Origin of the sequence: Polynucleobacter sp. AP-Capit-er-40B-B4 (assembly GCF_018882245.1) — a bacterium.
In the GTDB taxonomy this organism is placed as follows: domain Bacteria; phylum Pseudomonadota; class Gammaproteobacteria; order Burkholderiales; family Burkholderiaceae; genus Polynucleobacter.
Genome location: NZ_JACVOV010000004.1, coordinates 143265 through 161690, shown reverse-complemented (window position 1 = coordinate 161690; position 18426 = coordinate 143265). Strand labels below are relative to the sequence as shown.

At 44.6% G+C, this 18426-nt stretch carries 24 protein-coding genes; 10 read left to right on the top strand and 14 right to left on the bottom strand.

Annotated features, from left to right (window positions below; translation table 11 throughout):
• Window positions 1-61: 61 nt before the first annotated feature.
• Window positions 62-1360, top strand: a complete 1299-nt coding sequence (gene phoR, locus ICN19_RS10055; RefSeq protein ID WP_216247606.1) for a phosphate regulon sensor histidine kinase PhoR — start codon at window positions 62-64, stop codon at window positions 1358-1360.
• A 3-nt stretch (window positions 1361-1363) separates the two neighbouring features.
• Here the strand turns inward: phoR and ICN19_RS10050 are convergent, their stop codons facing one another.
• On the bottom strand, window positions 1364-1564 hold the full coding sequence (locus tag ICN19_RS10050) for a hypothetical protein (RefSeq protein ID WP_216247604.1): 201 nt from the start codon (window positions 1562-1564) through the stop codon (window positions 1364-1366).
• Window positions 1565-1708: 144 nt separating this feature from the next.
• Here ICN19_RS10050 and ICN19_RS10290 point away from each other — a divergent pair, with 144 nt between their 5' ends.
• Together ICN19_RS10290 and ppx are read left to right on the top strand one after the other, a co-directional pair.
• Window positions 1709-1918, top strand: a complete 210-nt coding sequence (locus tag ICN19_RS10290; protein ID WP_370625204.1) for a GDCCVxC domain-containing (seleno)protein — start codon at window positions 1709-1711, stop codon at window positions 1916-1918.
• Window positions 1919-2030: 112 nt separating this feature from the next.
• On the top strand, window positions 2031-3593 hold the full coding sequence (ppx, locus tag ICN19_RS10045) for an exopolyphosphatase (RefSeq protein WP_216247602.1): 1563 nt from the start codon (window positions 2031-2033) through the stop codon (window positions 3591-3593).
• A 68-nt stretch (window positions 3594-3661) separates the two neighbouring features.
• Here ppx and ICN19_RS10040 read toward each other — a convergent pair whose 3' ends face one another.
• From ICN19_RS10040 to ICN19_RS10025, 4 genes are read right to left on the bottom strand one after another with little or no spacing between them, the layout of a single operon-like run.
• Window positions 3662-4582 (bottom strand): GNAT family N-acyltransferase, encoded by a 921-nt coding sequence (locus ICN19_RS10040; protein ID WP_216247600.1) that lies wholly within the window; start codon window positions 4580-4582, stop codon window positions 3662-3664.
• Window positions 4583-4622: 40 nt separating this feature from the next.
• The gene (locus ICN19_RS10035) at window positions 4623-5027 is read right to left on the bottom strand and encodes a diacylglycerol kinase (protein ID WP_216247598.1); all 405 of its coding nucleotides are present in this window, start codon (window positions 5025-5027) and stop codon (window positions 4623-4625) included.
• 12 nt (window positions 5028-5039) lie between these two features.
• Window positions 5040-6068, bottom strand: a complete 1029-nt coding sequence (locus ICN19_RS10030) for a glycosyltransferase family 1 protein (RefSeq protein ID WP_216247596.1) — start codon at window positions 6066-6068, stop codon at window positions 5040-5042.
• Window positions 6065-6874: a UDP-2,3-diacylglucosamine diphosphatase gene (locus ICN19_RS10025; RefSeq protein WP_370625203.1), complete on the bottom strand. Its 810-nt coding sequence runs from the start codon at window positions 6872-6874 to the stop codon at window positions 6065-6067. The genes ICN19_RS10030 and ICN19_RS10025 overlap by 4 nt, the downstream gene beginning before the upstream one ends.
• A 104-nt stretch (window positions 6875-6978) precedes the next feature.
• On the opposite strand from ICN19_RS10025, the gene ICN19_RS10020 reads away from it, so the two are divergent.
• Window positions 6979-7767: a 1-acyl-sn-glycerol-3-phosphate acyltransferase gene (locus tag ICN19_RS10020; RefSeq protein ID WP_216247594.1), complete on the top strand. Its 789-nt coding sequence runs from the start codon at window positions 6979-6981 to the stop codon at window positions 7765-7767.
• A 51-nt stretch (window positions 7768-7818) separates the two neighbouring features.
• The gene (gene ppk2, locus ICN19_RS10015; protein ID WP_216247592.1) at window positions 7819-8724 is read left to right on the top strand and encodes a polyphosphate kinase 2; all 906 of its coding nucleotides are present in this window, start codon (window positions 7819-7821) and stop codon (window positions 8722-8724) included.
• Window positions 8725-8729: 5 nt separating this feature from the next.
• Here the strand turns inward: ppk2 (ICN19_RS10015) and ppk2 (ICN19_RS10010) are convergent, their stop codons facing one another.
• Both ppk2 (ICN19_RS10010) and ICN19_RS10005 read right to left on the bottom strand, forming a co-directional pair.
• Window positions 8730-9503, bottom strand: coding sequence for a polyphosphate kinase 2 (gene ppk2, locus ICN19_RS10010; RefSeq protein ID WP_216247590.1), 774 nt, complete (start codon window positions 9501-9503; stop codon window positions 8730-8732).
• Complete coding sequence (locus ICN19_RS10005) at window positions 9503-9778, bottom strand: serine/threonine protein kinase (RefSeq protein WP_216247588.1); 276 nt, start codon at window positions 9776-9778, stop codon at window positions 9503-9505. Before ICN19_RS10005 ends, ppk2 (ICN19_RS10010) begins: the two co-directional genes overlap by 1 nt.
• A gap of 174 nt (window positions 9779-9952) precedes the next feature.
• Here ICN19_RS10005 and ICN19_RS10000 point away from each other — a divergent pair, with 174 nt between their 5' ends.
• Complete coding sequence (locus ICN19_RS10000; protein WP_216247586.1) at window positions 9953-10207, top strand: hypothetical protein; 255 nt, start codon at window positions 9953-9955, stop codon at window positions 10205-10207.
• Window positions 10208-10243: 36 nt separating this feature from the next.
• Here the strand turns inward: ICN19_RS10000 and ICN19_RS09995 are convergent, their stop codons facing one another.
• Entirely contained in the window at window positions 10244-11122 is an 879-nt protein-coding gene (locus ICN19_RS09995) for a hypothetical protein (protein WP_216247584.1), read from the bottom strand.
• 218 nt (window positions 11123-11340) lie between these two features.
• Between ICN19_RS09995 and ICN19_RS09990 the strand changes: the two genes are divergently transcribed.
• Window positions 11341-11556 carry a YdcH family protein gene (locus ICN19_RS09990; RefSeq protein ID WP_216247581.1) on the top strand — a complete coding sequence of 72 codons (216 nt, stop codon included), beginning with the start codon at window positions 11341-11343 and terminating at the stop codon, window positions 11554-11556.
• Between the two features lie 36 nt (window positions 11557-11592).
• Here ICN19_RS09990 and ICN19_RS09985 read toward each other — a convergent pair whose 3' ends face one another.
• Window positions 11593-11937, bottom strand: a complete 345-nt coding sequence (locus ICN19_RS09985) for a zinc ribbon domain-containing protein YjdM (protein WP_216247579.1) — start codon at window positions 11935-11937, stop codon at window positions 11593-11595.
• Window positions 11938-12003: 66 nt separating this feature from the next.
• Here ICN19_RS09985 and ICN19_RS09980 point away from each other — a divergent pair, with 66 nt between their 5' ends.
• A complete protein-coding gene (locus ICN19_RS09980; RefSeq protein WP_216247577.1) occupies window positions 12004-13815 on the top strand; it encodes an AsmA family protein in 1812 nt (603 codons plus the stop codon).
• 27 nt (window positions 13816-13842) lie between these two features.
• On the opposite strand, the gene ICN19_RS09975 is transcribed toward ICN19_RS09980, so the two are convergent.
• From ICN19_RS09975 to ICN19_RS09965, 3 genes are read right to left on the bottom strand one after another with little or no spacing between them, the layout of a single operon-like run.
• The gene (locus tag ICN19_RS09975) at window positions 13843-14190 is read right to left on the bottom strand and encodes a phage holin family protein (protein ID WP_068323482.1); all 348 of its coding nucleotides are present in this window, start codon (window positions 14188-14190) and stop codon (window positions 13843-13845) included.
• 60 nt (window positions 14191-14250) lie between these two features.
• Window positions 14251-14451, bottom strand: a complete 201-nt coding sequence (locus ICN19_RS09970) for a SlyX family protein (protein WP_216153793.1) — start codon at window positions 14449-14451, stop codon at window positions 14251-14253.
• A gap of 15 nt (window positions 14452-14466) precedes the next feature.
• Entirely contained in the window at window positions 14467-14688 is a 222-nt protein-coding gene (locus ICN19_RS09965; protein ID WP_216247575.1) for a hypothetical protein, read from the bottom strand.
• 33 nt (window positions 14689-14721) lie between these two features.
• Between ICN19_RS09965 and ICN19_RS09960 the strand changes: the two genes are divergently transcribed.
• Entirely contained in the window at window positions 14722-15720 is a 999-nt protein-coding gene (locus tag ICN19_RS09960; protein ID WP_216247574.1) for an LLM class flavin-dependent oxidoreductase, read from the top strand.
• Here the strand turns inward: ICN19_RS09960 and ICN19_RS09955 are convergent.
• Together ICN19_RS09955 and ICN19_RS09950 are read right to left on the bottom strand one after the other, a co-directional pair.
• Window positions 15715-16131, bottom strand: a complete 417-nt coding sequence (locus tag ICN19_RS09955) for a putative toxin-antitoxin system toxin component, PIN family (protein WP_216247572.1) — start codon at window positions 16129-16131, stop codon at window positions 15715-15717. The genes ICN19_RS09960 and ICN19_RS09955 overlap by 6 nt on opposite strands.
• Before the next feature lie 9 nt (window positions 16132-16140).
• Window positions 16141-16686 (bottom strand): YaeQ family protein, encoded by a 546-nt coding sequence (locus ICN19_RS09950; RefSeq protein WP_216247570.1) that lies wholly within the window; start codon window positions 16684-16686, stop codon window positions 16141-16143.
• Between the two features lie 121 nt (window positions 16687-16807).
• Between ICN19_RS09950 and ICN19_RS09945 the strand changes: the two genes are divergently transcribed.
• Entirely contained in the window at window positions 16808-18421 is a 1614-nt protein-coding gene (locus ICN19_RS09945) for an NAD(P)/FAD-dependent oxidoreductase (protein WP_216247568.1), read from the top strand.
• Window positions 18422-18426 lie beyond the last annotated feature (5 nt).

The following is an 18426-nucleotide window of genomic DNA, read 5'->3' as shown; positions in this document are numbered from 1 at the left end:
GCTTTTTAAGTATTTTTCTAGAATTTTCTAGGGGCCTCTAGAGATGCTCTAATATTGCAGCATGCTCTCTGTATTAACCCGTTTCTTTGTCATCATTTGTGTCGCATTTATTGCGGCATTTATCGTTCTGCCTTTCTGGGGCGCAGAGTGGGCTATTGCTGCAGGAGTTGCAGTACTTTCTATCCCCCTTGTTTATGCGTATATTAATTTAGCGCGTCTGAGGAAATACATCCTTGCTGATTCTGTTGAAAATATGCCCTTGCCAAGTGGTTTTTGGGAGGAGGTATTTTTTAGGCTTCAACGACTTGTCAGAAATCTAAAGCAGCGCATTCGCAGTATTGAGCAACAACACGATCATTTTATTGAGGCATTTCAGGCCTCACCTAATGGCATTGTTATGCTTGATGAAAATGATCAAATTGAATGGTGTAACAGTATTGCCGAGAGATTTTTTGGGTTGATCTTTAAGCGCGATGTGATGCAGCGCGTAAATTTTTTAATTAGACGACCTGAATTCATACAGTATCTGAATAGGCGTATTTTTGAAGAGCCCCTATTGATGGAGCGCATGGGGCCAGATGGCAGTCTCAGTTTGATGCTGCAGGCCTTCCCATTTGGTCAAAAACGCCATCTTCTTTTGATTCAGGACGTTACTGACTTGCAAAAAGCGGATGCCATGCGGCGTGATTTCGTGGCCAATGTTTCTCATGAAATGCGGACGCCAATCACCGTCTTAATGGGCTTTCTGGAGACCGTTCAATCCTTGGAGCTTAAAAAGGATCAGCAGGATCAGTACTTAGACATGATGATGTCGCAGGCACAAAGAATGAAGAGCTTAGTTGAGGATCTATTAACCTTAGCCAATCTAGAGTCTAATGCATTGCCAGCTACAACTACTGTGGTGAAGATCGAAACCTTAATGGCGCTAATTAAAAATGATGCCGAAGCGCTTTCACAAGGAAAGCATTCAATAAGTTTTGATGTGAACTCAACGCAAAACTTATTGGGTGATGAAAGGGAGATCCTCTCTGCTTTTAGCAATTTAGTGTCCAATGCAATTCGTTATACCCCAGATGTGGGCGCTATTTCTGTGGAGTGGAAGGTTAACGAACAGGGGCAGGGTGAATTTTCAGTAACGGATACTGGCCCAGGCATTGCATCTGAGCATCTCTCTCGATTAACGGAGCGCTTTTATCGTGTTGACCGGAGTCGATCAAGGGATACTGGCGGAACCGGACTGGGGCTCGCTATTGTTAAGCATATCGCCAACCGCCATCAAGCTCAGCTCGTGATTGAAAGTACGCCCGGTAGAGGTAGTAAATTCATGCTTCGCTTCCCTAAAGACCGAGTCGCGGTTTAGTCCTCACTCCTTCTTTTTCTTTTTCTTCTTTTTAGATTCTTTAGGTAGCTTTTCAGCTTTGCCGTTGGCATAAAGGCACCAAACCTTAATCTCTTCCAGTAGCTCTACAAGATCTTCGTGCGGAAGATTTTTTAGGTCTGCCAGTCCAATGCAGCCAGACTCTTGCAATTGCTTTACAGCATCTTCATATTGATATTTACTCATAATCATTCAATCCATGGATTAAGTAAGGTCTAATCCTAGCAAAGTAATATGACAGTCATAATTCATTGTTTTAATGGGTTTAGTTTCCGCCCCTTTATAGTCAACTGACATATTCTTGTCATAATTCTGGTTCAGTATGGCATTGTGAATAAAACCATCCAATACCCGCAAGCCATTGTTACTTGCCCCCATTGTCAGAACTCTGAGATCGTTAGCTCGGACGAAGGTTCTCAACATTTTTATCGCTGCCGTTCTTGTAGTGCAATTTTGAAGCCAAAGTCTGGTGATTGCTGTATTTTGTGTAGCTTTGGTAATCGAGATTGCTTTAGCTCTGAGCAGAACTTAGCCGCCTAAAATTCCCTTTACTCCCCTAGCCAGATAGGCTTGGCATTGATTTCATCAATATGTCATGGTTTGTACATAAAATAGACATAATTGATGCTGCATTCCATTTTTGGGGAACATTTTGTCCAGCAATCCGGTAGATCCTTTAGCGATATCAGCAGACCTCGTAGCTGCGGTTGACTTAGGCTCTAATAGTTTTCGCATGCTGGTGGCTCAGGTCGTCAATACTCCTTCAGGAACGCAGCTTCGTCCTATAGATACCTTGCGCGAGACAGTTCGTTTGGCTGCAGGACTAACGGAAAATAAATTACTTGGTAATGATGCCTATCAACGAGGCTTAATTGCTATTAGACGTTTTGGTGAACGCATTCGTGGATTTGATCCTGCCAATGTTCGCGCGGTTGCTACCAATACATTACGTGTTGCTAAAAATGCACAGCAGTTTGTTGAGGATGCGCAAGAGGCTTTAGGTTTTCCGATTGAGGTTATTGCTGGCGTAGAAGAGGCCCGTCTCATTTACATTGGGGCGGCGCATGAGGTGCAGGCTATTCAAGGTAATAGGCTTGTCATTGATATTGGTGGCGGTTCTACCGAATTCATTATTGGCAAAGGTTACGAGCCAAAGTTGATGGAAAGTCTTTACATAGGCTGCGTCTCACATAGTTTGCGTTTTTTCCCCAAAGGAAATATTGATGCTCACGCTTTTAAGGAGGCCGAGCTAGCTGCCCGCCGTGAAATACAGGTAATCTCCGGGGTTTATTTAAAAAGTGGATGGAAACAAGTCATCGGTTCCTCTGGAACTGCTAGAGCCTTGGCTGAATTAATCGCTAGCAATAATTTCAATGGGAATAGCGATGGATTAACAATGGGTCGCGTCAATGGGGCAAGTGGCCTCATTACCCGTGAAGGCCTAAAGAATCTCAAAAAGCATCTTCTCAAATATGATCACGTCAATCAAGTTGAGTTGATTGGTCTCAAGGATGATAGAAGGGCTGTATGGCCTGGAGGCTTAGCGATTATGCTGGCTGCATTCGATGAATTGGGTATTGAGGAAATGGAAGTGACGGATGCCGCATTACGTAGCGGCGTTCTTTATGACTTACTTGGTCGATCTCAGCATCACGATATGCGCTATGTCACCGTAGAGCAATTCATGCAACGTTATGCCGTGGATCGTGATCAGGCTGCTAGGGTAGGTAAATTGGCGGCAGATTTTTTACAGCAACTTCCTAAGCCTGAGTCAGAGAGTAGGGCAGATAACGTCGCATTATTGCAGTGGGCTGCTAACCTTCATGAAATTGGTTTATCTATTTCCCATAATGGGTATCACAAGCATTCAGCTTATATTGCTGGTAATGCCGATATGCCGGGATTCTCTAAGAATGACCAGGCAAGACTTGCTGCTTTATTGATTGGCCATACCGGAAAACTTGGTAAGTTAGCCAATAACCACGGCTTTGAAGACTGGCGTATGCTCTTTTGTTTGAGGCTTGCTCAAGTTCTTTGTCGCGGTCGAAATGACAATAGCATTCCAAAGGTAAAAGTTTCAGAGCATGAAGGCTCCTACCTGGTGAGCCTATCTAAAGAATGGGCCACCGAACACCCTTTGACAGAATTTAGTCTTTTAAAAGAGGCCGCAGAGTGGGAAAGAGTTGGCCGCTCTTATCAAATCAGCTTTAAGTAACTCAAGCTAAATATAAAAATCCACCTCATACTGAAGCGGCTTTTTACTAAGAAATTCATTCCTTAAAATTAGAGACCCAAGAAATGCTTTGCGTAACGCGGATTAATTTCTGATAGTCTCATCATTGTTAATAAGTCAGCAGTATTAAAGTCTGGATCCCACGCTGGAGCGCTGCAAATTTTGGCTCCAAGCTTTAAGTAGCCCTTAATCAAAGGGGGAGGCTGTACATCCAGGCCACCATTCAGCTTATCCAATGGCAATGGCAAGCGTGGGAAGGCGTGGAACTCTGTAGGCGCCATTTGATCATTGCCAAGTGAGTTATAAAGGCTCGCTGCAAAGTGTCCGCCATCAGCCATAGGGATGCTGGCGCATCCCAACATGATTTCATAGCCATTCTTTTGCATATACTGTGCCAGGCCACTCCACAGCGCCATGATCACCGCGCCTGAGCGATAGTCTTGGTGAACGCAAGATCTACCCAATTCAACTAATTTAGGGCGCAGGTGGTCAAGGCGGGATAAGTCAAACTCAGAATCAGAATAAAGGCGTCCGATTTCTTTAGCTCTATGAGGGGGGAGAACGCGATAGGTGCCCACGACCTTGAGGCTGTCTTGATCACGAATTAATAAGTGGTCGCAATAGGCATCGAATTCATCAATATCAAGACCTTCTGCATTCATCGGTAGCTTCGCCCCCATCTCCTCGGCAAATACTTTGTATCGCAATCTCTGAGCTTCTTTAATTTCACCTGGAGTACTTGCCCAAACAATCTGAAAGGCCGGTTTTTTGGGTTTTATTTGAACGGAAGGAGTTATCTCCACTTCCCTAAGTTCAGCTCTTGTTTTTGTAACAAATTTCTTTCCAAATAGTTTTTTAGCTAACTTTTTAGAGAGCTTTTGAAAGGTATTTGACTGCTTCTTTTTCAGCGGCTTTACTTTTTTAGGGGAAAAAATTTCAAATGAACCAATTGGATTGGGAATGTCAGACATGGTTAGCCTTCGTAAGTGAATGGTTGGGTAAATGGCTTATTTAGAGTGTGAGAATCAAGGGGGCGCAGACTGCGGCCCAAAGTAGTACTGCTATAACGAGGGCTAGCATGACGGCGGCACTGCCAAAATCTTTTGCGCGCTTGGAGAGATCGTGATGCTCAAATGAAATTCGATCAATTGCTGCCTCTACACTAGAATTCAGTAGTTCAATGACGAGCACCATTACCAGAGACGAGACTAGTAGCACCTTTTCTAAAGGTGTTATAGGTAATGCAAGTGCTGTAGGTGCTAACAATACAAGCAGGGTAAGCTCTTGTCGAAAAGCGCTTTCTTCTCGAAAGGCATATACCAATCCACACCAGGAGTTCTTGGTCGCATGCCATGCCCTAGTAAGGCCTCGGTTGCCCTTATGTGGGTTCTGGTCAACATGGTAAGGGAAGCTCACGAGTATCTTGCCTTAAGCTAATGCAGCGACGTGAACTTCTGTCGTTGGCACAGGCTTCAAATGTTGAGCAAACTGCTCTGTAGCTGCACGCCAAGAAAATTTCTCAGCATGGGCACGTGCAATTTCACGAGGAATTTTAAGTGCTTGCATACAGGCTTCTCGCAGATCCTCATTCATTGCCCCTGAGTTTGAATTCCCCAGTACATCAATAGGACCAGTTACTGGATACGCTGCTACGGGGGTGCCGCATGCCATTGCTTCCAATAAAACTAGTCCAAATGTGTCGGTCTTACTTGGAAATACAAATACATCTGCAGCTGCATACACTTTAGCCAACTCATGTTGCTGTAATACACCCAGATAGTTCACTTCTGGATATTTTTCTTTTATTCCAGCCAAGGCCGGACCGTCTCCTACCACCCACTTGGAACCTGGCAGATCAATCTCTAAAAAAGCATTGATATTTTTTTCAACAGCCACACGCCCTACATATAAAAAGATGGGATGAGCGGTATTCAGTGCCTTTGAATCCTGCATCTTAAAAATGTCGAGATCTACACCTCTTGACCACAGAACCACATTCTTCAGGCCAAATTTTTCTAGATCGTCCTTAACCACAATGGTTGGCGCCATGACTGCCATAGATGGACCATGAAACCACCGAATAAATGCATAGGTAATGCCCAATGGAATGCCGGTACGTGCCTTGACGTACTCTGGGAAGCGTGTGTGATATGCGGTAGAAAAGGGTAGGCGATTTTTTACTGCATAGGCGCGAGCAGATAGCCCCAATGGACCCTCGGTAGCGATATGCATGGCATCAGGTGCAAACTCTTTAATTCGACGTGCTACTTCTTTGGCCGGGAACAGGGATAAGGCGATATCAGGATAGGTTGGACATGGAATTGATTTAAAACCAGTGGGGGTGATCATCTCCACCTCATGACCCAAGGCAATTAATTCTGCACGGGTTTGTTTGAGGGTGCGGACAACGCCGTTCACCTGTGGGTCCCATGCATCGGTAATGATCATAATTTTCATAGAGCAACCTCTTTAATAAGTGATTCAATAGCGGGTGGAAGGGAGGCTTGAGTGGCTTCAACGGGCTCGCCCTTAATATTTGTCCAGTGAATAATTTTGAGTTCACCGGTTTGTGTTTCAACCAAGGCGGTCAGGCTTTCGACCCAATCGCCATCGTTGCAATACAGCAAGCCATCGATCTCACGGATTTCTGCCTTGTGAATATGCCCGCAAACAACCCCATCACAACCTCTTAGACGCGCTTCCCTGGCCATAATGTGTTCAAAATCTGCGATATAGCTGACGGCGTTTTTTACCTGGTGCTTGAGGTATTGAGATAGAGACCAATATTGCAAGCCCATCTTGGCGCGGAGCATATTGAAGTAGCGGTTCACGTAAAGAATGAACGAATACATGGTGTCGCCAACATAGGCAAGCCACTTAGCGTATTGCATTACCCCATCAAATTGATCGCCATGGGTTACCCATAGTTTTCTGCCATCTACGGTTGTATGGATTACCTCTTCAACAACCTTGACATCACCAAACGAAAGGCCAAAGAATTGTCTAGCGCTTTCATCATGATTGCCGGGAACATAGATGACTTCGCTGCCTTTACGAGCCTTGCGCAATAGTTTTTGCACTACGTCATTATGTGATTGTGGCCAGTAGAAAGATTTCTTTAGTCTCCAACCGTCAATAATGTCGCCCACCAGATAGAATTTCTCAGCTTCGTTATGCTTTAGAAAATCGAGAAGGTAGTTTGCCTGACACCCTGATGTCCCCAGGTGTACGTCTGAAATCCAGATGGCTTTGTAATGCATCATGAAACAGTATTAAGCCAACAAAGTATGAAAGCAGCGTGACAGTTCTGAGGCAGTTTTGTGACTATGCAAATATTTTCTGAATTTGATTTATATTGCTAATCCATATGAGTAAGAAACATTCCCTAAATCTATCGAGAAACACATCAGTAGCTTGGTGCTGGGTTCTCGTATGGGTTCACGTGATCGCTGGTTTGGCTACTTTATCTTTTCAATTTCCTTTTGCGGATCAAAAAAAGAAAAATCAACTGATTCAGGCTTGGTCAAAAAGATTGCTAAATATTTTTGGAATTGAATTAAGGTTGAAGAATCAAGAAATTCTTCCAAGCACTCCATTCCTTCTTGCTTCAAACCATATTTCTTGGATGGATATCCACGCTATCAATGCTTTTAACCCCATTCTCTTTGTTGCAAAGTCGGATGTAGAGGGGTGGCCAATATTTGGCTGGATGGCAAAGCAATTGGGCACCGTTTTTATTAAGCGAGACAAAATTCGCCATGGGAAGAAGGTTGCTGAAGATGTAGGCAGAGTTCTTGCATCTCATTCTGTCTGTATCTTTCCTGAGGGCACCTCCACGCTAGGAGAGACTGTACTGCCGTTCAAACCTAATTTGTTTGAATCTGCCGTGATTGCTGGCGTATCGGTCTACTCCCTAGCAATTTCCTATCAGTCTGCTGCGTCTGGCGAGAGAAGTGATGTTGCTGCCTTTGTTGGCGAGATGGGATTGCTTGAATCTATGGCTAAGATATTGCATGATCGTCAATTGATCGTCGAATTAACCTTTTTATCCCCTTCTGGTGCTACTCCAGAAGCCTCTAGAGATCGCAAGTGGTTAGCCTTGCATAGCCAGGAGGTTATTTCTAATCGCTTAAACGGTCATCAGCCCTTTATGTAATAAAAGTGTCATCTTTCCTGGCTATAAAGGTATTCTAGGAGTGGAATGAAAATGACATCGAAGCATAAAGAGATGGCCGAGTGGTATCGACGTGCTCAAGAAGAAATTCTTGATAGCATGGATGAAGAGCTTGAGATGGAGCTTGATGATGATCGTCTTTCCCCTGATGGCGATAGCAAATCTCAGATTCCACGCAATGTTTATTTCCGCGAATTATTTAGACTGCAGGGCGAGCTAGTAAAGCTCCAAGATTGGGTAGTGGCAAATAAGCTTAAGGTTGCAGTTCTATTTGAGGGTCGTGATTCAGCGGGTAAGGGTGGTGCTATTAAGCGTATTACCCAGCGCCTCAATCCTCGTGTTTGTAAAGTAGTCGCTTTACCGGCACCCAACGAACGCGAAAAGACTCAATGGTATTTTCAAAGATATATTTCCCATTTGCCTGCTGGTGGTGAGATCGCTCTATTTGATCGTAGCTGGTACAACCGTGCCGGCGTAGAGAGGGTGATGGGGTTTTGTAATGATGAAGAATACGAAGAGTTCCTAAGAACAGTTCCTGATCTTGAGCGAATGATGATTAGCTCGGGCATTATCTTAATTAAGTATTGGTTCTCTATTTCTGATGATGAACAGTACAACCGCTTCATGATGCGCATTCATGATCCACTCAAGCAGTGGAAATTAAGTCCAATGGATCTTGAAGCCAGAAGACTCTGGGAGGCCTATACCAAGGCAAAAGAAACGATGCTGGAGCGTACTCATATTCCAGAGGCGCCGTGGTGGGTAGTTGCTGCCAATGATAAGAAAAAAGCTCGTCTCAACTGCATCACCCATTTACTCAGTCAAATCCCATATCAAGAAATCGATCATCCGGTAATTACTTTGCCTAAGCGTGTGCATAACCCAGACTATCTTCGTGGTCCAGTGCCGCAGAAGATGTACGTCCCTGAAGTCTTCTAAAGATTTTATTTCTCGAGTTTAGATAGTTTGCCATCCCACTTAAAGGCAATATCTTTATCCGCCCTGAGTAGTGACTTATCTTTTCCTGGGTAGGACACTCTAGAGAGTAAATCTCGAATTAAATTTAAGTGAGCCAGCTTCTTGTCGTTAGCCATAACAATTGTCCAAGGCGCATCTTTAGGGCTGGTTCTTTCTAGCATTTCATTTCTACATTTACTATACGCATTCCAATTTTTCTGCGCTTGCTGATCAATAGGGCTGATCTTCCACTGCTTTAGTGGATCATTCTCCCTATCTTCAAGACGCAACGCCTGCTCTTTCTTGGAAATGTCTAAATAGTATTTCAAGATAGTAATGTCTGAGCGCACTAGGATGGATTCAAAGTCATTTACGGTTTCCATGAAATTAACGTATTGAGCTTTAGTGCAGAAATTCATGACGCGTTCAACGCCAGCTCGGTTATACCAACTACGATTGAATAGGACGAACTCACCTTGCTTGGGTAGCTGCGCAACATACCTCTGAAAGTACCACTCTGTAGATTCGGTATCTGAGGGTTTGCCAAGTGCAACAATACGTGTTTCACGTGGACTTAGATGTTCCGTGATAGCTTTAATGGTTCCGTCTTTGCCTGCAGTATCTCGACCCTCTAATATGACCAGGATCTGATCACCATTTTTGATGAGGCTATTTTGGAGCTTCACCAACTCAATTTGTAATAAGCGAAGTGCAGCGTCGTAACTAGATTCCTCCAGCTTATCTTTGTTTTTATGACTCATTAGCTTACTTCGTTGGCGCTGACAGCTTTCTTGGCGGCCGTCTTTTTTGCAGGCGCCTTTTTAGTAGGGGTCTTTTTTACAGCAACTTTCTTTACTGGGACCTTTTTAGCAGGTGCTTTTTTAGCCGCTACTTTTTTCGTGGGGACCTTCTTATCCGTCACCTTTTTTTCTAGCTTATCTAATGCTTTTGCCAGCTTATTGATGAGCTTTTCTCTATCGGACTCTAATTTATCGAGCTTTTTTAACAGCTGCTTCACTAGTTTCTTTTGGCTCATGATTTTCCTTATTTTTTATTCATAGGTTATAGGTAAATTTTTACTCTTTGGACCATCCTACGTTTTAAATCTATCAATTTCAAGCGTATATGACACTTTTGTGACGATTACCGAATCTTTACTTTGGAGTGTCCTAGAATAGGGTTACCTTTAAACCCTTAGACATTCTTTAAAATGAATCGTTACTTAGTTGCTCTTCTTGGCCTCCTATTGGCGGCTTGCTCAACGCCTCAGAGTGAATTCGGCGTCTATCAACAATCAGATGGAACGATTGGAGTGCATGCCCCCAAGACAGCGAAAGAGACTGAGGCTCAGGAAGCGGCTCTTGTGGAGTGCAAAAAGCAGGGCAAAAGAACAGTGACGATTCTAGAAAGCAGAAAAACGGTCAATGACCGTTTTCCCATAACTTACATCTATCTTTGCAGATAGTGGCGGATAGTTAGTCCGCCATTTGCTGTCGCTCAATTAGCTAAGAAGCCATTTCTTAATCGACTTATTCACACACATGGCATCTAAAGCAAGACCGAAGAACTCGGATCCATTAGTAACCATGCTTTCAATAGCCTCCACTTTGCCTGACTTAATGCCACGCAAATAGGTTGCCGCACGATAGCGCAAGAAATGCTCTGTTTCGCCTTCTTCGTTCTCGGTGGAGCAGAGCTCTAAGCTGCCATAGCGGGTTTCTGGGTTGATATTCAGGATAGCTAGACTTACAGCGCCGACTAATTTCTCAGGAACCGGAATAGGTACATAAGAGTAAAGGGAGATCATCATTTCTTCTTCATCCACTTCAATGATGTGATCAATATCCAATACATCTTTTTCGGTTAATTCAGTTTCACCAGAGTCACCACCGCCAAAAGTAGATTCAAACTGCAGCATCGCAGTATTGCTCCCTTTGGAGATCTCGATCATGTCAGGGTAGCCAAGCAAGCCTTTCCACCAGTACATCAATGAGAAGGTACAAGGTTTTACTTCAACCAAACCCTTTTTTGTAGACTTCGCAAAATACAAGCCGTAAAACTCATCATCTTGCTCCAGACCATATTGATCTACCTTAGATGCTTTAGATGAAGCTTGTTTTACAGCTTTCTTGGCAACTTTTTTTGCTGCTGGCTTTTTGGCCGCAGGTTTCTTTGCCGTTGTTTTCTTAGCTGCTGGCTTTTTGGCCGCAGGTTTCTTTGCAGCAACTTTCTTTGCTGCTGGTTTTTTCACTACCTTTTTCACTGTCTTTTTGGCTGCTACTTTTTTAGCGGCAACTTTCTGGACAGCTTTTTTTGCAGGGGCTTTTGTTACCACCTTGGTAGCTACTTTCTTTTTTGCTGGAGACTTCTTTGTAGCCATGGTCTATTACCCTTCTTTTGGTAGTTATTGTGCTTAGTGCACTAGCTGATATTACTGCAATTTCCTTGGGGAATTTGCCTTTCCTATATGGGGTTTTTCTGGCAGATTACAAGGGGAGGGGGCAAAACAAAAAGATCGCCTTGGGCATTGTTCTTGTAATACGGGATTGCTAAACTAATCTCAAGCAGTTTTCCATAACCCTTATATCAAGAGGATCTATGTTTCCTGAATATCGTGAACTCATTACCAAGTTGAAAACGTCAGATCGTCACTTCTTGCATCTATTTGATAAACACAATAATTTGGATCAGAAGATCCAAAGAATGGAGGCTCATACGGAGCCAAGCACCCAAGAAGAGATTGAGGTTTTGAAGAAGGAGAAGCTTTTGCTAAAGGACCAGATCTACGCAGTCCTTAAAAAGGCGAGTACTTAAGTCTGTTAGCGGAGCAAGCCTAGAATTTGATTGGATCTAGGCTTTCTTCAAAAAGCAGGCTTTGAGGAGCATATTGCCAGCTTCTGTTTTGCAATCTACCTCGTGGTCGCCCGGGACCAGTCGAATGCCTTTAATCTTGGTGCCAACCTTGAGGGTTGTAGATGAGCCCTTCACCTTTAAATCTTTAATGAGGGTCACGGTATCGCCATCTGCCAATAGATTGCCGTTGGCGTCTTTGACGATCAATCCCGCCTCTATTTCTTCTGCGGCTGCAGCCATAGGCCATTCATGGCCACATTGGGCGCAAACATAATTATCCCCATCGGGGTAGGTCATATCTTCCTGGCAGGCGGGGCACTTCGGTAAATTATCTGTACTCATAGGCATATTTTAGTCTAGGGGTAGTTGGCGGCGTCTAATTGCCAGGTATCGCTTTAGAATGGTTGGGTGAACAAAGTCCTGAAGATTTCCCTGCTTGCTTTTGTTGCTTTCCTTTTGGTGGCGGGCTTAGGTGCATGGTATGCGGCTTCTTTTATTAATCCGACGCAATTAACTAAACTCCTGAGTTCATCAGTCAAGGATGCTACAGGCAGGGATCTTAAGATTGCTGGGCCAGTCAGCCTAAATCTTTTCCCATCCATCAGCGTGAAGGCCGAACAGGTTTCTTTGAGTAATGCCTCTTGGGCAAGTAACCCCAACATGCTGACATTCAAACAAATTGAGTTGGATATTCGGTTGTTCCCATTACTCAAGGGTAGTGTTGAAATTAGCAGAATAGGTATAACCGGCTTAGAAGCCAATCTGCAAACCAATAAGAGTGGTGAGGGTAATTGGAATCTGACTCCGCCAGTCTTGGCTAGAAATGGTTCGACAACCACAACTCCAGCCAATGCAGCCAGTAATGATTCTTCAGATAGTACATTTGTTTCTATTAAGACGATGGACATTATTGATGCCATCATCAGCTATCAAGACGGTAATCAAGCTGCAAAAGTCATTCATCTTCCGAGGCTAACTTTGGGTAGTAGAGAAGGAAGATCGACGATTCTGTTGGATGTTCAGTACGAAAAATATAGCCTGAATCTAAAAGGTTCAACAGGATCCTTGCGTAATGCTTACTTCGCCTGGAATCAGTCTCCAGTAAACATGAATCTGGATTTGGATCTCACCTTAAATGGAAAATCACTTGCCATTAAGGGTGACATTGACAAGAAGCCCCAGGTTTTGCCGACATTCAATATTCAGTTGAATTCCAAATCCTTTGATTTGGCGCCATTGGCTGGTTCCGCCGCCATTGCCGGCAAGGCTGGCAGTGTTCCAGCTGCAACTTCCCATAAACCTCAAGGGAATTATTTCTTTTCAGACGAGAAATTGCCTTTCGATTTATTACCTTTGGCAGATGGAGTAATTAGCGTCAACGTTGCTGAGCTGGGTGTTCCAGGGCAGGCTCCATTTGCTAACTTCAAAACGACACTGCAATTTAAGAAAAATAATATTGATGCAAATGATTTGAGTTTTAATGTTGGCAAAGGAAGCGCGCAGGCGCAAATTTCTGTTACCAGTTTTGATGGGCCAGCTCCCAAAGTATCTATCAAGGGTTTTGCTAAAGACTTCAGCTTGGAGCAAATAGTCGCAAGTGCTGACTCGAATGCCAAAGTTTCTGGCGGCGCTACTCGTATAGCCTGGAGTCTTCAAGGAAGCGGAGTAAGCCCACATCAACTAGCTAGTCGCGCCAATGGCGCCATTCAGATTTCAGTTGGGCAGGGAAAATTAGATTCGAAGTTTATTAACAAGGGTGGAGACTTTATTGTTACGGTGTTCGATGCAATCAATCCAATGCGAAAACAATCTAGTCAAACTATTTTGGAATGTGCGGTTGCCTATTTACCAGTAAACAATGGCATGATTAATATTCAGGATTCCGTAGGTGCGGAAACAGATCGTTTGGACATTACGCTAGCTGGATCAGTCAATCTCGCTAATGAAGCTCTGAATATCAGCATTAATCCAAGAGAAAAATCGGGTCTTACAACTGGCTTGGATCTTGGGGGCTTGGTAAAAATTGAGGGCACCTTGCAAAATCCAAAAGCTGGAGTCAATAAGGCAGGGGTAGTAAATAGTGCCGTATCGATTGGATTAGGCTTTTTGACTGGTGGCATCAGCATTGCTGCTGAGAATGCGAAATCCTTAGCGACCAAGTCGCAGCCCTGTAAGACGGCGCTGCATTCTTGGTCTGATATTTATTCGGTGAGCAAATAAGAGAAACGAAGCTCGGAAAAATATTTCTTAGAAAACTAAGCCGCTAACAAAGAGGCTAAATAAAGAAATAAAGATGCTGGCAAAAAACGCAGTCCAGAAACTGGAAATCGTAAAGCCACTCACTACAGCAGAGACAAGCATCAACACTAAGGCATTAATCACGAGTAGGAAGAGGCCCATCGTGACTACGGTTAACGGAAGTGTGAAAAGAACCAATAATGGCTTAACAATTGCGTTGGCAAAACCCAGAAGTAGGGCGGCAATGATTAAAGAGCCACCATCTGCAAAGCGTAAGCCACTAAAAATATAGCTAGCAACCCATAAAGATAAAGAAGTTAAGCCCCATTGGACTAAAAATAGTGTTAAGTTACTCACGGAGGGTTCCTTTATCGATGTTGTAAGGGGTTTGCGCCTAATGACTATATTAGCAGCTGATTAATAGTGTGGAGGAATTTCATCCTTCAAGCTGCCGCCCCCACCACCACTGCTGCTAGCCTGCTCCTTAATGGCTTTGAGTTCGCGATACAGAAATTCAATTTGCTGCTGCTGTTTATAAACCGTCTCATTGAGTTTTTCGATGAGATCCTCGGTAAAGCTCAGCTTGATCTCGAGATTGGTGATTCGTTCTTCAGACATGTGTATGTGACTTTCTTATTTGGAGATGAGTTCAAAGCGCCCATCTTCCATTTCTGTTTTAGGTCTAATCCAGAAATCATGAGATTGCATCGATTCATAAACATAGGCGGGCTCGAGAGTAGCTTCTACATTGGCAAGAAAGACAACTCTATAAAAGCCACCGGTCTTAATATGCCGAAGTTTGCTGCCTGGTTTAAATAGGCCGTCATCAGGATCAGCCATTTTTGGTTTGCTCATGTCAATAATGCACTTTCTCGGTATGATCTAGCGATGGCAAATTCCATCCCATACTCCATTCTAGATATATCTCCGATTCCACAGGGGTTTACTGCTGCGGATGCGCTTCGAAACTCGCTAGATGTGGCGCAACATGCCGAAAAATGGGGCTATACCCGCTATTGGGTTGCAGAACATCACAACATGACCGGTAATGCGAGTTCAGCAACTGCGGTTCTGGTTAGCTATATCGCTGGTGGCACCAAGCATATTCGTGTGGGCTCTGGAGGGGTGATGCTACCGAATCATGCCCCGCTAGTGATTGCTGAGCAATTTGGCACGCTAGAGTCTTTGTATCCAGGCAGGATTGAGCTTGGCTTGGGTAGGGCGCCTGGAACTGATCAATTGACTGCCAGGGCGTTGAGACGGGATTTATTGGGCAGCGATGATCGCTTTCCACAAGACGTGAGAGAGCTTCAGCATTACTTTGGCCCACTGCAGGAAGGCCAATCAGTGAAAGCGATCCCCGGTATGAATACCAACGTGCCCATTTGGATTTTGGGATCCAGTCTGTATGGCGCCCAATTGGCTGCACACTTTGGTTTGCCTTATGCCTTTGCTTCTCACTTTGCCCCTGAGCAACTGCTAGAAGCTATGAAGATTTATCGTGAGCTTTTTAAACCATCGGTCCAACAGGCCAAACCTTATAGCGCTTTTGTAATGAATGTAGTGGCTGCAGATACCGATGAAGAAGCTCGGCATCTATTTACTACTTTGCAACAGAATGTCGTGAGGATGCGTAGGAATACCAGAGGTCAGTTGCCACCCCCAATTGCAGATATGAATGAATTTTGCGAGCCTCATGAGAGAGCTGCTGCAGACCAAGCCCTACAAGTCTCGGTTGTGGGGTCGCTAGAAACTGTGAAGAAGGGTATGCGTCATTGGTTGGATGCCAGCGGTGCAGATGAAATTGTTTGTACTGGGCAAATATTTGATCATCAGGCTCGCCTCAAGTCATTTGAGATCGCCGCTCAGGCAGCGCAAAGTCTATAGGTCGATTGCCGTGTAGTCTGCGGTAATCAGGATCTGCTCTACAACCGCTTTATTTGCAAATCGAAGCACTTCATTGTCCTTGCTAATAAGGGTGCAGGGCTTTGCGGTAAAGGCAAGATCTAAAAAGACTTGATCATCTGGGTCTTGGCACACCCAGGGTGACTTTATCAGGTCCTTGCCGTCAATCACCCTTGCGAAATTCCGCCATTCAAGAGAGATTTGCTCTTGCTGTGCCTGGTCTAGGGAAAATAAAGGACGTGCAATGACGTCTTCAAATTCCTCCAAGGTTGCTGAAGTTGCTAAAGCATCTATCTTGCCCTCGATGAGCGCTTGCTTTAAGTGCAGTGCTCTAAAGTCATTAAAGACAAATAGATCTAATAAGACATTGGTATCAAAAACCACTACCTTCATTTTTGATGCCTATTGGTTATTGCGCCAAATCTCTGTGGTAATGGTCACTTGGCCGTGGTCAGAAGAAACATATACTTCGCCATCTTGAATGTTGACATGGATGACCATGCTACGCTCAACCAATTTATTTAAATCTTCAGCTTGTTCAGCTGGAATAGAAATCACCTGTAAGTTACGAGCGCGGGTTAACTTATTAGCGATGCCATCCCACCAGATTTTGCTCGTTTGGCCGCCATAGCAATAGACCACGACTTGATCTGCTCGACCACAGGCTTTCAGAATCCGTCGCTCGTCGGGTTGGCCAATCTCAATCCAAAGCTTAATGGCGTCAGTGAGGTCCTTGATCCAGAGATCGGGTTCGTCGGTATCGCTCAAGCCTTTTGTAAAAACAAGGTCTTCGTGTGCCTGTAATGCAAAAGCGATGATCCGGATCATCATCCGCTGCTCAGTTTCTGAGGGGTGCTTAGCGATGGTTAAAGAGTGACTGCCGTAGTAATGACGGTCAGAATCTGCGACATGTAGGTCGGCTTTGTGGATAGTTGCGCGTAGGGCCATAACGCATTATCGCCTTTATGTACGATCTCCTGGCCGCAGTGAGTCCATAACCAGTATTATTTGGTCTATGGCTTCTTCGGGGGCTAAAAAGGCCTTAAATCACTGTGTATCGTAAAACTCCATGATCCATATTACTGAATTGCGTTTACCTATTGACCATGCTCCTGAAGCCGTGGAGCAGGCGATTCTAAAACGCTTGGATTTGAATGCTAAAGACTTAATAAGCTTTGAGGTTTTTAAGCGAAGTTACGATGCTCGAAAAAACGTTGCCTTATCTTTTATCTACACCGTAGATTTATCCGTAAAGAATGAAGATGCCCTGCTGAAAAAATTTGCAGGTGATATTCATATTAGGCCATCCCCAGATACGAGCTACCACTTTGTAGCAAAAGCGCCTGAATCGATCGACTCCGGAAAAGTACTGCGCCCAGTAGTAATCGGTTTTGGACCCTGTGGAATTTTTGCCGCTTTGCTGCTGGCGCAAATGGGCTTTAAACCCATTGTTTTGGAGCGCGGCAAAAAAGTGCGTGAACGCACCCAAGATACATGGGGCTTATGGCGCAAAAATAAACTTAATCCAGAGTCCAATGTCCAATTTGGTGAGGGTGGGGCTGGTACGTTCTCAGACGGTAAGTTGTATAGCCAAATCAAAGACCCCAAGTTTTACGGACGCAAAGTCATTCATGAGTTTGTGAAAGCGGGGGCGCCAGAAGAAATTACTTATGTAGCCAAACCGCACATTGGCACCTTCCGTTTAGTTGGCGTAGTAGAAAAAATGCGCCAAGAAATTATTGGGCTAGGCGGTGAGATACGGTTTACCCAAAAGGTGATTGGTTTTGACATTCAGAATGAACAGATTACTGGGGTCAAGATAGAAGGGCAGCCAGATCTGCCTGCGAGCCATGTGATTTTGGCTTTAGGGCATAGTGCGCGCGATACTTTTGAAGCCTTGCATCATGCTGGTGTCTATATGGAAGCTAAACCATTCTCGGTAGGCTTTCGAATTGAGCATCCGCAGTCACTGATTGATCGGGCGCGCCTTGGTCCTCATGCAGGTAATGAGCTGATTGGCGCCGCGGATTACAAGTTAGTGCATCACGCTAAAAATGGCCGATCGGTCTATAGCTTTTGCATGTGCCCTGGGGGCACAGTTGTTGCTGCAACCTCAGAGCCTAATAGAGTTGTTACCAATGGTATGAGTCAATACTCGCGCAATGAACGTAATGCCAATGCTGGCATCGTTGTGGGCATTACTCCGGAAGATTACCCGGGTGGTCCACTTGCGGGTATTGAGTTTCAGAGGTCGATTGAGTCCAAGGCCTTTGAGTTGGGGGGTGGTACTTATGAAGCACCAGGTCAATTGATCGGCGATTTTTTAGAAGGCAAACCATCCACCGAGTTCGGCAGTGTTTTGCCATCCTACAAGCCTGGTGTTCATCTAACGGATCTTGCTGATAGTTTGCCTGCTTATGCCATTGAGGCCATTCGAGAGGCGATACCGGCATTTGAGAAACAAATCAAAGGCTTCTCCATGAAGGATGCCGTATTGACAGGGGTCGAGACGCGCACTTCCTCTCCTTTGCGAATTACACGTGGCGCTAATTATCAAAGCCTCAACGTCAAAGGGCTTTATCCAGCAGGTGAGGGCGCTGGCTATGCTGGTGGAATCTTGTCTGCGGGTGTTGACGGGATTAAAGTGGCAGAAGCGGTAGCGCTAGACTATCTATCAAAGTAACCCCC

What these genes read in the sequence shown, in the direction of transcription:
- phoR (WP_216247606.1), top strand. Translation starts at nt 62, where the DNA reads ATGCTCTCTGTATTAACCCGTTTCTTTGTCATCATTTGTGTCGCATTT.
- ICN19_RS10050 (WP_216247604.1), bottom strand. Translation starts at nt 1,564, where the DNA reads ATGAGTAAATATCAATATGAAGATGCTGTAAAGCAATTGCAAGAGTCT.
- ICN19_RS10040 (WP_216247600.1), bottom strand. Translation starts at nt 4,582, where the DNA reads ATGTCTGACATTCCCAATCCAATTGGTTCATTTGAAATTTTTTCCCCT.
- ICN19_RS10030 (WP_216247596.1), bottom strand. Translation starts at nt 6,068, where the DNA reads ATGAAAATTATGATCATTACCGATGCATGGGACCCACAGGTGAACGGC.
- ICN19_RS10025 (WP_370625203.1), bottom strand. Translation starts at nt 6,874, where the DNA reads ATGATGCATTACAAAGCCATCTGGATTTCAGACGTACACCTGGGGACA.
- ICN19_RS10020 (WP_216247594.1), top strand. Translation starts at nt 6,979, where the DNA reads ATGAGTAAGAAACATTCCCTAAATCTATCGAGAAACACATCAGTAGCT.
- ppk2 (WP_216247592.1), top strand. Translation starts at nt 7,819, where the DNA reads ATGACATCGAAGCATAAAGAGATGGCCGAGTGGTATCGACGTGCTCAA.
- ppk2 (WP_216247590.1), bottom strand. Translation starts at nt 9,503, where the DNA reads ATGAGTCATAAAAACAAAGATAAGCTGGAGGAATCTAGTTACGACGCT.
- ICN19_RS10005 (WP_216247588.1), bottom strand. Translation starts at nt 9,778, where the DNA reads ATGAGCCAAAAGAAACTAGTGAAGCAGCTGTTAAAAAAGCTCGATAAA.
- ICN19_RS10000 (WP_216247586.1), top strand. Translation starts at nt 9,953, where the DNA reads ATGAATCGTTACTTAGTTGCTCTTCTTGGCCTCCTATTGGCGGCTTGC.
- ICN19_RS09995 (WP_216247584.1), bottom strand. Translation starts at nt 11,122, where the DNA reads ATGGCTACAAAGAAGTCTCCAGCAAAAAAGAAAGTAGCTACCAAGGTG.
- ICN19_RS09990 (WP_216247581.1), top strand. Translation starts at nt 11,341, where the DNA reads ATGTTTCCTGAATATCGTGAACTCATTACCAAGTTGAAAACGTCAGAT.
- ICN19_RS09985 (WP_216247579.1), bottom strand. Translation starts at nt 11,937, where the DNA reads ATGAGTACAGATAATTTACCGAAGTGCCCCGCCTGCCAGGAAGATATG.
- ICN19_RS09970 (WP_216153793.1), bottom strand. Translation starts at nt 14,451, where the DNA reads ATGTCTGAAGAACGAATCACCAATCTCGAGATCAAGCTGAGCTTTACC.
- ICN19_RS09965 (WP_216247575.1), bottom strand. Translation starts at nt 14,688, where the DNA reads ATGAGCAAACCAAAAATGGCTGATCCTGATGACGGCCTATTTAAACCA.
- ICN19_RS09960 (WP_216247574.1), top strand. Translation starts at nt 14,722, where the DNA reads ATGGCAAATTCCATCCCATACTCCATTCTAGATATATCTCCGATTCCA.
- ICN19_RS09955 (WP_216247572.1), bottom strand. Translation starts at nt 16,131, where the DNA reads ATGAAGGTAGTGGTTTTTGATACCAATGTCTTATTAGATCTATTTGTC.
- ICN19_RS09950 (WP_216247570.1), bottom strand. Translation starts at nt 16,686, where the DNA reads ATGGCCCTACGCGCAACTATCCACAAAGCCGACCTACATGTCGCAGAT.
- ICN19_RS09945 (WP_216247568.1), top strand. Translation starts at nt 16,808, where the DNA reads ATGATCCATATTACTGAATTGCGTTTACCTATTGACCATGCTCCTGAA.